Source organism: Pseudomonas edaphica (assembly GCF_965277385.1).
GTDB classification, from domain to species: Bacteria; Pseudomonadota; Gammaproteobacteria; order Pseudomonadales; family Pseudomonadaceae; genus Aquipseudomonas; species Aquipseudomonas edaphica.
The window spans coordinates 5,119,799-5,133,574 of sequence record NZ_OZ255725.1 but is presented as its reverse complement, the minus strand read 5'-3'; the positions used below and the strand labels follow the sequence as shown (position 1 = coordinate 5,133,574).

The 13,776-nt window shown below is 59.5% G+C and carries 11 protein-coding genes; 7 read left to right on the top strand and 4 right to left on the bottom strand.

The window, feature by feature from the left end:
• Positions 1–169: 169 nt before the first annotated feature.
• Positions 170–604, bottom strand: coding sequence for a MarR family transcriptional regulator (locus tag ACQY47_RS23440; RefSeq protein ID WP_017134911.1), 435 nt, complete (start codon positions 602–604; stop codon positions 170–172).
• A 121-nt stretch (positions 605–725) separates the two neighbouring features.
• Positions 726–2,855: a DNA helicase RecQ gene (recQ, locus tag ACQY47_RS23435; protein WP_058422156.1), complete on the bottom strand. Its 2,130-nt coding sequence runs from the start codon at positions 2,853–2,855 to the stop codon at positions 726–728.
• Between the two features lie 276 nt (positions 2,856–3,131).
• Between recQ and ACQY47_RS23430 the strand changes: the two genes are divergently transcribed.
• From ACQY47_RS23430 to ACQY47_RS23420, 3 genes are all read left to right on the top strand, one after another.
• A complete protein-coding gene (locus ACQY47_RS23430) occupies positions 3,132–3,719 on the top strand; it encodes a YecA family protein (protein WP_017134909.1) in 588 nt (195 codons plus the stop codon).
• Positions 3,720–3,730: 11 nt separating this feature from the next.
• Complete coding sequence (locus ACQY47_RS23425; protein WP_428552311.1) at positions 3,731–4,123, top strand: YbaN family protein; 393 nt, start codon at positions 3,731–3,733, stop codon at positions 4,121–4,123.
• Positions 4,124–4,769: 646 nt separating this feature from the next.
• Positions 4,770–8,240 (top strand): hybrid sensor histidine kinase/response regulator, encoded by a 3,471-nt coding sequence (locus ACQY47_RS23420; protein ID WP_017134907.1) that lies wholly within the window; start codon positions 4,770–4,772, stop codon positions 8,238–8,240.
• Between the two features lie 35 nt (positions 8,241–8,275).
• On the opposite strand, the gene rmuC is transcribed toward ACQY47_RS23420, so the two are convergent.
• Both rmuC and ACQY47_RS23410 read right to left on the bottom strand, forming a co-directional pair.
• Complete coding sequence (gene rmuC, locus ACQY47_RS23415; protein ID WP_428557381.1) at positions 8,276–9,640, bottom strand: DNA recombination protein RmuC; 1,365 nt, start codon at positions 9,638–9,640, stop codon at positions 8,276–8,278.
• Between the two features lie 175 nt (positions 9,641–9,815).
• Positions 9,816–10,139 (bottom strand): hypothetical protein, encoded by a 324-nt coding sequence (locus ACQY47_RS23410; RefSeq protein WP_099548863.1) that lies wholly within the window; start codon positions 10,137–10,139, stop codon positions 9,816–9,818.
• 473 nt (positions 10,140–10,612) lie between these two features.
• Here ACQY47_RS23410 and ACQY47_RS23405 point away from each other — a divergent pair, with 473 nt between their 5' ends.
• From ACQY47_RS23405 to ACQY47_RS23390, 4 genes are all read left to right on the top strand, one after another.
• Positions 10,613–10,918, top strand: coding sequence for a hypothetical protein (locus ACQY47_RS23405; RefSeq protein ID WP_099548862.1), 306 nt, complete (start codon positions 10,613–10,615; stop codon positions 10,916–10,918).
• Positions 10,919–11,358: 440 nt separating this feature from the next.
• Positions 11,359–11,583 carry a hypothetical protein gene (locus ACQY47_RS23400; protein WP_005790139.1) on the top strand — a complete coding sequence of 75 codons (225 nt, stop codon included), beginning with the start codon at positions 11,359–11,361 and terminating at the stop codon, positions 11,581–11,583.
• A gap of 276 nt (positions 11,584–11,859) precedes the next feature.
• Positions 11,860–12,342: a hypothetical protein gene (locus tag ACQY47_RS23395; RefSeq protein WP_395600747.1), complete on the top strand. Its 483-nt coding sequence runs from the start codon at positions 11,860–11,862 to the stop codon at positions 12,340–12,342.
• A 146-nt stretch (positions 12,343–12,488) separates the two neighbouring features.
• The gene (locus ACQY47_RS23390; protein ID WP_017134902.1) at positions 12,489–13,763 is read left to right on the top strand and encodes an OmpP1/FadL family transporter; all 1,275 of its coding nucleotides are present in this window, start codon (positions 12,489–12,491) and stop codon (positions 13,761–13,763) included.
• The last annotated feature ends 13 nt before the right edge of the window (positions 13,764–13,776 follow it).

The following is a 13,776-nucleotide window of genomic DNA, read 5'->3' as shown; positions in this document are numbered from 1 at the left end:
GGCTTACTGTGGCGAGGGAGCTTGCTCCCGCTGGTGTGCGAAGCGCCCCCAATGCGGTGAATGCGATCATTCAGGTGCAACGAGGTTGATGGCTTTGGGGCTGCTACGCAGCCCAGCGGGAGCAAGCTCCCTCGCCACAACAAGCCCGCTCACCATTAAGTGGCCTGACTCAGGACTTTTCCAGGTTCGCCAGAATGTGCCCATGCACGCGCATGCACACGCGCAAATCTTCTTCATCCACGCCCACGAACAACTCATGGCGCAAGGCCGTGGCGATGGTTTCGATCTGATCAATCAACGGACGGGCGGTGTCGCACAACAGAATGCGTTTGGCGCGACGATCCTCCAGCACCGCCTGGCGCTGCACCAGGCCCTGGCCTTCAAGGCTGTCGAGCAGGCGAGCCAGGGTCGGACCTTCTACGCCGACGCTTTGCGCCAGTTCACGCTGGGTGGGCGCATCTACAAAACGGGCCAGGTGCAACAGCACCAGCCAACGCGCCTGGGACAAGCCCAGCCCCGCCAAACGGCGGTCGAGTTCGGCGCGCCAGCCTCGGGACATTTGCGCCAACTGCATGCCAAAGCGGTGTTGTTCGGTTAACGGCATAAAAAACTCATGATTTAGACTGAAAATAAAATGTGGCTAATTATTAGTCAGCTAAGCATGAGCCATGCCATGAGGCAAGCGGTGCTATGTACTGATTCGTTACATTGTCGTAATTGGCACATTAAATTTCGAATTCAGACTGCAAAGCGGCACGTACGCAATACAAAACCCCCTCAGGAACACGCCCGGTAAACAGCGGTGCGATCTCTGTGACAGGTGGCAATTCGCCTTCTCCGTCGAGGAAGGCATCCTGGATTTCACCGAGCAGATCTTCCGGTAAATCAAGGGCCTGCTCCAACGACAACTGTTGCTTGCCGATGGATTCAGCCAGCAAGGTGTAGACGTTTTTTTCCGAGCATTGCAGCTGGCCGGCGATCTGGATCGGGGTCATACCGGCACGTGCCAGGCTGATCAGTTCATGGCGGATGTCGGCGACTTCCTTGGGCGCCTCGGCCTGGCCGCCGAGCACTTCGAGGAAAGCCTGGCCGTAGCGTTCCAGCTTGCGCGCACCCACGCCGCTGACCTTGGCCATCTCGGCCATGCTGGTCGGTTGCTCGCGCAACATCTCCAGCAACGTGGAGTCGGGAAAGATGACGTAAGGCGGCACGCTGTGTTCCTGCGCCAGTTTGCGCCGCAGGGTGCGCAAGGCTTCCCACTGTTCGCGTTCTTCGCCACGCACCAATTGGCTGGCCGGGCTGGTGCTGCTGCTTTTGGCGGTGGTTTGCGGCTTAAGGTCGCGGCGCAGCTCCAGGCTCACCTCGCCCTTGAGCAATGGCCGGCAACTGTCGTTCAGGCGCAAGCCGCCGTAGCCTTCGATGTCGATGTCCACCAGGTTGCGCGCGACCATCTGCCGGAACAACGAACGCCATTCGCCTTCGGCGCGCGCCTTGCCGACGCCGTACACCGAGAGTTTTTCGTGGCCGAAGCTGCGCACTTTCTCGTTGTCCTTGCCCAGCAATACGTCCACCAGATGCCCCACGCCGTAGCGCTGGCCGGTACGGTAGATGGTCGACAACGCCTGGCGCGCCGGCTCGGTAGCGTCCCAGGTCTGTACGCCATCGGTGCAATTGTCACAGTGCCCGCATGGCTCGGGCATGTCCTCGTCGAAATACGCCAGCAGCGTCTGTCGGCGGCAGCGGGTCTCTTCGCACAGCGAGAGCATGGCATCGAGCTTGTGTTGTTCCAGGCGTTTGTGGCGCTCATCGCCTTCGGAGTTCTGCAACATCTGCTTGAGCATCACCACGTCTTGCAGGCCGTAGACCATCCAGGCATCCGCCGGCAGGCCATCACGGCCGGCGCGACCGGTTTCCTGGTAGTAGGCCTCAAGGGACTTTGGCAGGTCCATGTGTGCAACAAAACGCACGTTGGATTTGTCGATGCCCATGCCGAACGCGATGGTGGCCACCATGATCAGGCCTTCCTCGTTGAGGAAGCGCTTCTGATGGGCAGAGCGCGTGTCATTGGGCAGCCCCGCGTGATACGGCAGCGCCGGGTAGCCTTGCTCGCAGAGAAACGCGGCCACTTCATCGACCTTCTTGCGCGACAGGCAATACACGATGCCTGCGTCGCTGCGCCGCTCGGACAGGAACGCCAGCAACTGCTTGCGCGGTTGTTCCTTGGGCACGATGCGGTAAAAAATATTCGGCCGGTCGAAGCTCGACAGAAAGCGCTCGGCGTTCTGCAGATGCAGGCGCTCGACGATTTCTTCGCGGGTGCGTTTGTCGGCGGTGGCGGTCAGGGCGATGCGCGGCACGTCGGGGAACAATTCCGCCAGTTGGCCCAGTTGCAGGTATTCGCGACGGAAATCGTGGCCCCATTGCGACACGCAGTGGGCTTCGTCGATGGCGAACAGCGCAATTTCCAGACTTTGCAGGAAGGCCAGCATGCGTGGCTGCACCAGCCGTTCTGGCGCCAGGTAGAGCATCTTCACTTCACCGCGCTTGATGCGCGCAGCCAGCTCGCGCTGCTGTTCGGCACTCAAGGTGGAGTTCAAGGCGGCGGCGGCGACACCGAGTTCTTCTAGGGTGGCGACCTGATCGTCCATCAACGCGATCAGCGGCGACACCACCACGGCCAAGCCATTGCGCAACAGCGCCGGCACCTGAAAGCACAGCGACTTACCGCCGCCGGTAGGCATCAGGACCAGGGCATCACCGCCACTGGCCACGCGCTCAATGATCGCACCCTGGCGGCCACGAAAACTGTCGTAGCCGAAGATGTCCTTGAGGACGCGTTGAGCCTGTTCGAGCATGTAAAACTCCAAAATGGTGCCGAAATCCCTCTGTACAGGCTGGCCGAAAAAACACCGCTTCACGGGAAATAATCCGTAAGCGAAGTTTTCGCGGATTGGCGCTTGGCCTGCAGGGGCATCACAAAACGCGGCAGTATACCCGAGCGTTACCTGGCAAAGGGCGCCACTGACGAATAGTCACCCCGCTCCAGAACCCGGCAAATATGCCTTGCAGCTGGCCTGGACGCTCAAGAAAGCCTAGAATTGCGCATCGTTTATTCCCAAGGTAGCCCTTCAATGTCCTTCGCTGAGCAACTAACCCGCCTGCAAGCCTTCCTCGACGCCGATGAGCTGCATGACGAGGCGCTGGACTACGTGGCCGCTCACGGCTACCTGACCGCCCTGTCGATCTGCGCCGACGTCGTGCCCGACCGTGAATGGATCGACGCGCTGTTCGCCGAAGAACCGCACTACGCCGACGCCGCCCAACGCGAAGAAATCGAATCCACCCTGCTGGCCCTCAAGGCCCACATTGGTCGCCAACTGGCTTCCGATGAGGAATTCGAGCTGCCGTGCGAGCTGGACCTGGGCGAGGAGCCGGATGACTCCGACCTGCGCGGCTGGTGCATCGGCTTCATGGAAGGTGTGTTCCTGCGCGAAGCCGCCTGGTTCGAAACTGCCGAGGAAGAAGTCAGCGAAATGCTGCTGCCGATCATGGTCGGTTCGGGTCTGTTCGACGACCAGCCGGAATTCTCCGACATCGCCGCCGATGCCAACCTGATGGACGACATGATCGTACAGATCCCGGAAGCCCTCACCGCCTTGTACCTGCTGTGCAATGCGCCTGACGAAAAACCGGCGATCCTCAAGCCACGTCACCACTGAGTCGGTTGCCCATGACACCCATGGGCAAGCGCTCACTGCTCCTGCGCTACGTGCTGCTGGCCATCGGCTGGCTGAGCGTAGCGCTGGGCGTGATCGGTATCTTCCTGCCGGTATTGCCGACCACGCCCTTCCTGCTACTCGCAGCCGCCTGCTTCGCTCGAAGCTCCCCGCGCTTCTACCAATGGCTGGTGGAACACCCGCGCCTGGGGCCGTGGATCAAAGACTATCTGGACGGCAATGGCATTCCGCTCAAGGGCAAGGTCTACGCCATCGGCCTGATGTGGCTGAGCATTGGTTTTTCCTGCTACCTGGTGCCGCTGCCTTGGGCACGTGGGTTTATGCTGACCAGTGCAGTGTTGGTGAGCATTTACATCTTGCGTCAGAAAACCCTGCCGCGGCGGTGAGCGCGTTTTTTCGTGGTGGCGGGTGGCGGGTATATCCATTGCCGCGGTAACGGCGGCCTATGGTTCCGCTTTTACAGCGGGTCACTTTTGGCAAACGCCCGGAATGCCGGCCCAGCCAAAAGTCCAAAGTGCAAGGCAAAAGCCTATTTACCTGATGCAACGCGGTCTAAATGTGGGAGCTGGCTTGCCTGCGATGCAGACACCTCGGTGTGTCAGGTACACAGAGTTGATGCCATCGCAGGCAAGCCAGCTCCCACAGTTGACCGAGTATGGCTCTACTGTTGCTGTTGCTGTTGCTCCGGCTCTTACATCCTTTTCGATGACGAAGTCAGCGGTCTTTTGATCTGCGCTTTTGATCGTGATCTTGATCTGAAATCGCCCCCCCCAAATCAGTGTCGGATTGCGGGCATGCCGAGCCACAGCGAGGCACCGAGTGTTGGGGCGTGTACGGGACAACCACATGGGTTACACAAAAGTGAGCCGCTGTAAAAGCGGAACCATAGGCAGCCGTTACCGCAGCAACGGATATACACCCCACCCCGCCCCCCCTCACACGACCTTGGTCGACACTGACTAACCCCCAGCATCATGCGAGACTGTCCCACCGGGCTCGGAATGCCCGGGTGTTCTTATGCTCGGAGTTACCATGACGCTGTCCAGCGGGCTGATCGCCGCCGTTGCCCTGGCCTATATGGCCATTATGTTTGCCATCGCCTTTTACGGTGATCGCCGCCACGCGCCGCTACCGCCACGAATACGTGCCTGGGTATACAGCCTGTCGCTGGCCGTTTACTGCACCAGTTGGACCTTCTTCGGCGCCGTAGGCCAGGCCGCCGAGCAGCTGTGGGCGTTTTTACCGATCTACCTGGGACCTGTCCTGCTGCTGGTGCTGGCACCTTGGGTGTTGCAGAAGATGATTCTGATCAGCAAACAGGAAAACATCACCTCCATTGCCGACTTTATCGCCGCACGCTACGGCAAATCCCAATCGTTGGCGGTGGTGGTGGCGCTGATCTGCCTGGTCGGCGTGCTGCCCTATATCGCTCTGCAACTCAAAGGCATCGTGCTGGGCGTGAACCTGTTGATCGGTTCCGGCCCCGACACCACCGGCACCCGCGCCCAGGACACCGCGTTGATCGTGTCGCTGGTATTGGCGCTGTTCACCATTGTGTTCGGTACCCGCAACCTCGATGCCACCGAACACCACCGTGGCATGGTGCTGGCGATTGCGTTTGAATCCCTGGTCAAGCTGTTCGCCTTTCTGGCGGTAGGCGCATTCGTGACCTTCGGCCTATACGATGGTTTTGGCGATCTGTTCAGCCAGGCCATGCTCGCCCCGCGCCTTGAAGAATACTGGACAGAAACCATTAACTGGCCATCGATGGTGGTGCAGACCGGCGTAGCGATGATGGCGATTATCTGCCTGCCCCGGCAGTTTCACGTCACCGTGGTAGAGAACATCGACCCGCAGGATTTACGCCTGGCCAAGTGGGTGTTCCCGGCGTACCTGATCCTCGCCGCACTGTTCGTCATCCCTATCGCCCTCGGCGGCAAAATGCTCTTGCCCGCCTCGGTATTGCCGGACTCCTACGTGATCAGCCTGCCCATGGCCGAAGCGCACCCGGCCCTTGCCGTGCTGGCGTTTATCGGCGGCGCCTCGGCGGCCACCGGCATGGTGATTGTGGCGAGCATTGCCTTGTCGACCATGGTCTCCAACGACATGTTGCTGCCGTGGCTGTTGCGCCGCTCCAGCGCAGAGCGGCCGTTCGAAGTGTTCCGCCACTGGATGCTGTCGGTGCGCCGCGTCAGCATTGTGATCATCCTGTTGCTGGCCTACGTGAGTTACCGCCTGCTCGGCTCCAGCGCGAGCCTGGCAACCATCGGCCAGATCGCGTTTGCCGCCGTTACCCAACTGGCGCCAGCGATGCTTGGCGCGTTGTATTGGAAGCAGGCCAACCGACGAGGCGTATTTGCCGGCTTGGCGGCTGGCACTTTCTTGTGGTTCTACACCTTGGTCCTGCCGGTGACGGCGAAAAGCCTGGGGTGGTCGTTGAGCCTTTTCCCCGGCCTGACGTGGATGCATTCGCACCCCTTTGGTTTCACCGTCACCTCGTTGACCCTGGGTACTGTGTTTTCTCTTGCGGGCAATTTCACGCTGTTTGTGTGGGTCTCGATGCTGTCGCGCACACGGGTATCCGAGCATTGGCAGGCCGGGCGCTTTATCGGCCAGGAAATCAGCCAGCGCGCCAATGCGCGCTCGATGCTGTCGGTGCAAATCAGCGACCTGCTCAGCCTCGCGGCACGTTTTGTCGGCAAGGAACGCGCCGAGCAGAGCTTTATCCGATTTGCCTATCGCCAAGGCAAAGGTTTCAACCCCAACCAGAATGCCGATAACGACTGGATCGCCCACACCGAACGCCTGCTGGCCGGCGTGCTCGGCGCCTCTTCGACACGCGCAGTGGTAAAAGCCGCGATTGAAGGCCGGGAGATGCAGCTGGAGGACGTAGTACGCATCGCCGACGAAGCCTCCGAGGTGTTGCAATTCAACCGCGCATTACTGCAAGGCGCGATCGAAAACATCACCCAAGGCATCAGTGTGGTCGACCAGTCCCTCAAGCTGGTGGCCTGGAACCGCCGCTACCTGGAGCTGTTCAACTACCCTGAAGGCCTGATCAGCGTGGGCCGGCCGATTGCCGACATTATTCGCTACAACGCCGAGCGCGGCCTGTGTGGGCCGGGTGAGGCCCAGGTGCACGTCGCGCGCCGCCTGCATTGGATGCGCCAAGGCCGCGCGCACACCTCCGAGCGTTTGTTCCCGAATGGCCGCGTGATTGAGCTGATCGGCAACCCGATGCCCGGCGGTGGGTTTGTCATGAGCTTTACCGACATCACTGCGTTCCGGGAGGCCGAGCAGGCGCTGACCGAGGCCAACGAAGGCCTTGAGCAACGGGTGACCGAGCGTACCCATGAGCTTTCCCAGCTCAATGTCGCTTTGACCGACGCCAAGGGCGTGGCCGAATCCGCCAGCCAGTCTAAGACCCGCTTCCTTGCGGCTGTCAGCCACGACCTGATGCAACCCTTGAACGCTGCACGCCTGTTCTCCGCAGCCCTTTCCCACCAGCACGACGGCCTGTCTGCCGACGCGCGGCAATTGGTGCAACATTTGGACAGCTCGCTGCGCTCGGCCGAAGACTTGATCAGCGACTTGTTGGATATTTCACGCCTGGAAAACGGCAAGATCAACCCGCAGCGGCAGCCCTTTGTGCTCAACGAGCTGTTCGACACCCTCGGCGCCGAATTCAAGGCGCTGGCTCAGGAGCAGAACCTGCGCTTCCGCCTGCGCGGCAGCCGGTTGCGGATAGACAGTGACATCAAGTTGCTCAGGCGGATTCTGCAGAATTTTCTCACCAACGCGTTCCGCTATGCCGACGGCCCCGTGCTTTTGGGCGTGCGCAGGCGCAAGGACGAATTGTGCCTGGAAGTGTGGGACCGTGGCCCTGGCATCCCGCTGGATAAACAGAAGGTCATCTTTGAAGAGTTCAAGCGCCTGGACAGCCACCAGACCCGCGCCGAGAAGGGTCTGGGCCTGGGTTTGGCAATCGCTGACGGCCTGTGCCGCGTGCTCGGGCATACGTTGAGCGTGCGCTCGTGGCCGGGCAAAGGCAGCGTGTTCAGCGTGCGCGTGCCGCTGGCGCGTAACCAGGCCAGCCCGCAGGCCAAGATCGCGCCAGACAATGGGCTGCCATTAAGCGGCGCGCAGGTGCTGTGTGTGGATAACGAGGAAAGCATCCTGATCGGCATGCGCAGCCTGCTGACGCGCTGGGGCTGCGAAGTGTGGACGGCCACCGACCAGGCGCAGTGCGCGGCACTGCTGGCCGAGGGCGTGCGCCCGCAACTGGCGTTGGTGGATTACCACCTGGACCACGGCGAGACGGGCACGGAGCTGATGGGCTGGCTGCGGGCGCAGTTGGCAGAACCGATTCCCGGGGTGGTGATCAGTGCCGATGGGCGACCGGAGATGGTGGCCGAGGTGCATGCGGCAGGGTTGGATTACTTGGCCAAGCCGGTGAAGCCGGCGGCGTTGCGGGCGCTGTTGAGTCGGCATTTGCCGCTTTAAACAGAGTGTACTCGGCCCCACATTTTGGATTGCATTTACTCAGGCAGATGCGCCACGCCGTCTGAATCGGTCATCGCCCGTTCAAGCAAATCCGCTGGCAGACTTTTACTCGCACGCGCACCCAGCAACCGCAATTGCTCGGTACGGCTGACCAGATTCCCACGCCCATCTGTCAGCTTGTTACGCGCCGCGCTGTAAGCCTTATCCAACTGTTGTAGACGGTTACCGACTTCATCCAGGTCCTGGATGAACAGCACGAATTTGTCGTACAGCCAGCCGGCCCGTTCGGCAATTTCCCGCGCATTCTGGCTTTGGCGCTCCTGCTTCCACAGGCTGTCGATCACTCGCAGGGTAGCCAGCAAGGTCGTGGGGCTGACAATCACGATATGGCGGTCAAACGCCTCCTGAAACAGGTTCGGCTCGGCCTGCAGGGCGGCGGAAAATGCGGCCTCGATGGGCACGAACAGCAACACGAAATCCAGGCTGTGCAGCCCTTCCAGACGCTTGTAATCCTTGCCGGCCAAGCCTTTGACGTGGTTACGCAGGGACAGCACATGCTGCTTGAGGGCCGCCTGGCCAATCACCTCATCATCTGCCGCGACGTATTGCTGATAGGCCGTGAGGCTGACCTTGGAGTCGACCACCACCTGCTTGTCGCCCGGCAACATGATCAGCACGTCCGGCTGAAAGCGCTCGCCGTCCGGCCCTTTGAGGCTCACCTGGGTCTGGTACTCGCGGCCCTTCTCCAGCCCGGCATGTTCCAGTACCCGTTCAAGAATCAGTTCGCCCCAGTTGCCCTGGGTCTTCTGGCCCTTGAGAGCACGGGTCAGGTTGGTGGCTTCGTCTGACAGGCGCAGGTTCAATTGCTGCAGACGCTCAAGCTCTTTAGCCAGGGAAAAACGCTCGCGGGCTTCGTTCTGATAGCTTTCTTCCACACGCTTTTCGAAGGACTGGATGCGTTCCTTCAGTGGGTCAAGCAACTGGCCGAGGCGTTCCTGGCTGGTTTCGGCGAAACGCTGCTCACGCTCATCGAAGATCTTCCCGGCCAGCTCGGCAAACTGCGCGCGCAACTCATCGCGCGAGCCTTGCAGGTCGGCGAGGCGTTGTTGATGACTGTCCTGTTGTTCACGCAATTCGGCGCGCAAGGCAGCTGACAGCGCATCGAGGCGGCGCAGCTCGGTTTCCTTGGCGCTGCGGTCGAGGTTCCAGGCATGGGCGGCATCGCGGGCGTTATCGCGGTCGATTTGCAGCAGTTCAACTTCGCGGCGCATGGCGGCCAGGTCGGCCTGTTTCGCGGCATTGGCCTGGCTGAGGTCGCTGATTTCATCGCGGCTGGCGTCCAGTTGCGCGCCCAGCCCTTCCTGGGCCAGTTGCGCGGTTGCCAGGCGCTCTTCGAGCAGCTCCCAACCGGTCATGCGCGCGGTCAGTCGACGTTGAATCTGCCAGCACAGGGCCAATAAAGGCACTGCTGCACCCGCCAGACCCAAGGCAATACTGGTCCAGTCAAAAACCATAGCCATTTCTGCCATCACCGAAAAGGAGCAAGGTTAACCAAGCATGGGGCTCGAGGACAGCTCAGTCTTCGACCTGCCCCAACTCGCGCAGGGCGCGGCGGTCGCCAGCGCGAGCCGCCAGGCGCAGCAGGTCGTGGCCAATGCGGCGGTCGCGGGCGTTGCCGCACTCGCGGCACATCAACTGGCCCAGCCGACTTTGAGCGGCGACCACGCCATCGCGGGCCGGCTGCTTGAGCAAGCGCCCGGCGAAGTGCTTGATGTTGGCGTTATGCCCCAGCCGCGGGCTGTCGAGCAGCCACAAGGCAACCTTCAACGAAAATCGCTTGGGTGTGGTAACAGTTTGAGGGGTATCGGTAACAGAGGGTGATACTGAGCGAAACTTCATAAAGCACTGTGGGACAGATTGGAAGGCGCGCCACTCTACTCTTTTTTTCGCGCAGGTAAAGCTGGATAAATCCTACACGCCCGTTCTAGAGCAAGCGCTCGGGACAATCCACAGAAGCTGTGGATAACTCAGTGGACAACCCACCTTGAACCCGCTCAAAGCCCCATGAAACGGGGGCCGCAGTCAAACTGACGATTTTTTCACCAATAAAAAAAAGCGATGTTTTTCATTGACTTAAATTTTCGTTGCAGGCAAACGACTGCACTTGCGGGCAGTTGACAGAGTGGTTACACACCGCGCAACGAATGTGCACAAGTACCCATCCACTGGTTATATCGCCGACACTTTTTGCTTCAATCTGTCCGAAAATGTTACCGCCACAGAGCAACCAGCCTGCAAAACAGAGCACTTTTCAAAACCGCCCGCGCTCGCCACACTGCTGCACCAACGATGTCACTCTCCTGTAGGCGCAGATGAAAGGAATCCTGTTGTTCGCCGTGTTGCTGCTCGCCATCTGCGCGACATCATTGGGAATCAATGCAGCTTTGCCCTCGCCTGACGGGGCGTTGTTTGCCATCGCCATCCTGTTATCAGCGGCCTTTACTGCGGTAAGCCTGTGCATCGAGCTGGGTGAAGGCCGGATCAATGACATGCGCGACGTGATGAAGGTGATCGAAACCGGCCGCTCCTGGCGCCTGACCCTCGCGGCCTACGTGCTGGGCTGCTCGCTGGCGGCCGCCGTAACAGTGCTGGTCTATCGTGGCTTTCTAGGCAGCTGATAAAAGTTTTTTGCTCAGCCGCTTCCCTTCCCGGTTTCGATCCGTTACTATCCGCGGCGTTAGTACCAAGCTGAAAGTCAATTCTGGTCGAACAACTCCCCTGAACAACACGGGACCGACCACCTCGATGGTTTCCAGGTATCACTTGCGACGACACTGCCTTTGAACATGCAAAGGGTGCCGCGAAGTCTCAATACTCTGACCGAACCAACCTGCAAATTGATCAGGATCTTCACCCCGGGCCCAGAACCTTTGCCCCTGTTGTGCTGCCTGCCCTCCTAAGTACCTACCTGCCAGCCCAAGCGCGCCAACTTAATAGCGCTTCAAACTGGCTGCTTTGTTCCAGTCGGTTCTTCGTTTGATCAATGGTGATCAACGTTACTGGAACGTTTTAACGCTGCACGGTTCTTATCCGTGTCATTTGTAGGAACACCAATAATATGAACGCTCAAATCCACACTCAGGATGCCATTCGCACCCTCACCAACGCTTTTGCACCAATGAACTGCCTGATCATGGCCGCTCGCAAAGGCTGCTTCAGCTTCACCCTGGTCAACGAACACGGCATCGCTCGTCACAGTGAACGCCTGTACCCCGATCAATACTCCAGCGCAGAGCCGCTGCAGGCCGTGATCGAGCGTACCCGTCAGGCACTGACTGCCTGATCGACCCGAGTCGCTGAAACACAAAAACCCTGTCTAAAAAGCAGGGTTTTTTATTGCCTGAAATTCGGCATTGAAACATTTTCGCTAAGTTCAAATAGATATAAACGTTATAACTAAATGAAGAAGATGTTTTAAAAACAGTCCTTTACATCGTAAATATGACACTACACTTCAACTCAAGCGGCTTGATCCGCTTGCGACGGGCCTGAGATCCGATTCACAGCTGCCAAGCCCCCTCTCAGGCACCGTCGACCACTTTCATGGACCGAGGCTTGTATGGGTATCGCCGCCAGCGAATTGTGTCGTTATGTGATCCGGCCGACGTTGATTTACCTCGGCCGCCATGATGCGACAGCCGAAGCCCTGCTGCTGGGCATTGCTGCCAGCCAGTCGGAACTCGGCTCGGCCCTGCACGACCGGCGTGGCCACGGCCTATACAGCATCACCGAACCGCGCCACCGCGCCCTTTGGGACCATTACCTGGCGCGCGACCCCGAGCGCGCCAGCCTGGTACGCGGCCTGGCCAGTCAGCACGCATTCCTCAGTGCGCCCCAGCTTGAGTTAACCGTCAATCTGCGTTACGCCACCGCCATCGCCTGGCTGCTGGTGGAGCAGCACAGCCCTGCCCTGCCGCAGCCGGGCGATGTACTGGCAATGGCACGTATCTGGAAAGAAATTTTTCACCCACAAGGTCGGCTGCGGGACTTCACCCAAGCCTGGCAGACCTGTGTTTCATCCATGAATCAGGTCACTTGTTGACCAGGCGTTTTGCAAGATTCGGCTAAAAACCCCGATTCTGGTCGGATTGTCCTACAAAACCGCTCTATCTCCTGCATTACAGCCTATAGCGCTAACCTAAATTTATTGTTACTTTCCGCAGCGGTGATCACCACGGAGTTCTAATAATGAAAAAAGTAATGCTCAAGACCACACTTAGCCTCGCCGTTGCCATGGCCTCCACCCAACTGTTCGCGAGCGGCTTTGCCCTCAACGAGCAAAGCATCAGTGGGATGGGTACAGGTTTCGCCGGCCGCTCCTCATCTGCCGATGATGCAAGCACTGTCGCTGGCAACCCTGCCGGCATGTCACGCCTCAAGCGCGATCAAATCACTGCCGGTGTCGCAGCTATCGACGCCAAGACCGATATCAAAAACACCAGCGGTGGCCCACCCGGCAGCAGCAACGACGGTGACATGGTTCCTTTTACCAAAGTCCCGATGTTGTTTGCCGTGAAAAAAGCGACCGATGACCTGGCGTTCGGCCTGGGTGTGTATGCGCCGTTCGGCCTGATCACCAACTACGAAGACAGCTTCGGCGGCCGTTACTACGGCAAGAAGAGTGACGTTAAAGTCGTCACCCTCCAGCCGACTGTCAGCTACGCCTTCAACGAATACGTGTCCGTGGGTATCGGCCCGACGTTCAACAAGATCAGCGGTAACCTGACCTCGTCGACGCCGCTGGCGCAAACCTTCGGCCGCAATGATGGCCTGGTAGACATCAAGGGCGATGACACCGCATGGGGCTACAAAGTCGGTATTCTGGTGACGCCATGGGCGAGCACCAACATCGGCCTGACGTACACCTCCAAGGTTTCCTACAACCTGTCGGGTCACACCGATATTTCCGGCCGTGGTTTTGGTCCGTTCAACGGCGGGCGTTTTGACGCCAAGTTGAACATCACCACCCCAGAATCCTACGACATGTCCATCACCCACAAGCTGGATGACCAATGGACGTTGTATGCGGGTACCACGTGGACCCGTTGGAGCCGCCTGAAAGAAATCACCGTCAACAACTCGGGCGTTTCGCCTGCACTGGGTGGCGCGGCTGGCCCGATCGGTCGCATCAACGAGCCACAGAACTGGCATGACACCTGGGCCTCGGCCATCGGTGCTTCGTTCCAGGTCAACAAACAGTGGGTACTGCGCACCGGTTTCTCGGTTGACCAATCGCCTACCAACAACACCGACCGTTCGGTGCGTATCCCGACTGGCGACCGTAAGGCTGTCAGCTTTGGTGCCGGCTTCAGCCCTACCGAAGACTGGACGATCGACGCTGCCGTCTCCTACCTGTGGGAAGAAGAAGTCAACGTCAACCGTACCGGCAAGGGCAACGCCTACAACGCCGAGTACAAAAACAGCGCTTGGGGTTACGGCCTGGGTGCGACTTACAAGTTCTGATTCACTGCGAGCC

Excerpts from the sequence above, each read along its gene's own strand:
- ACQY47_RS23440 (WP_017134911.1), bottom strand. The coding sequence starts at position 604 with ATGCCGTTAACCGAACAACACCGCTTTGGCATGCAGTTGGCGCAAATG.
- recQ (WP_058422156.1), bottom strand. The coding sequence starts at position 2,855 with ATGCTCGAACAGGCTCAACGCGTCCTCAAGGACATCTTCGGCTACGAC.
- ACQY47_RS23430 (WP_017134909.1), top strand. The coding sequence starts at position 3,132 with ATGTCCTTCGCTGAGCAACTAACCCGCCTGCAAGCCTTCCTCGACGCC.
- ACQY47_RS23425 (WP_428552311.1), top strand. The coding sequence starts at position 3,731 with ATGACACCCATGGGCAAGCGCTCACTGCTCCTGCGCTACGTGCTGCTG.
- ACQY47_RS23420 (WP_017134907.1), top strand. The coding sequence starts at position 4,770 with ATGACGCTGTCCAGCGGGCTGATCGCCGCCGTTGCCCTGGCCTATATG.
- ACQY47_RS23410 (WP_099548863.1), bottom strand. The coding sequence starts at position 10,139 with ATGAAGTTTCGCTCAGTATCACCCTCTGTTACCGATACCCCTCAAACT.
- ACQY47_RS23405 (WP_099548862.1), top strand. The coding sequence starts at position 10,613 with ATGAAAGGAATCCTGTTGTTCGCCGTGTTGCTGCTCGCCATCTGCGCG.
- ACQY47_RS23400 (WP_005790139.1), top strand. The coding sequence starts at position 11,359 with ATGAACGCTCAAATCCACACTCAGGATGCCATTCGCACCCTCACCAAC.
- ACQY47_RS23395 (WP_395600747.1), top strand. The coding sequence starts at position 11,860 with ATGGGTATCGCCGCCAGCGAATTGTGTCGTTATGTGATCCGGCCGACG.
- ACQY47_RS23390 (WP_017134902.1), top strand. The coding sequence starts at position 12,489 with ATGAAAAAAGTAATGCTCAAGACCACACTTAGCCTCGCCGTTGCCATG.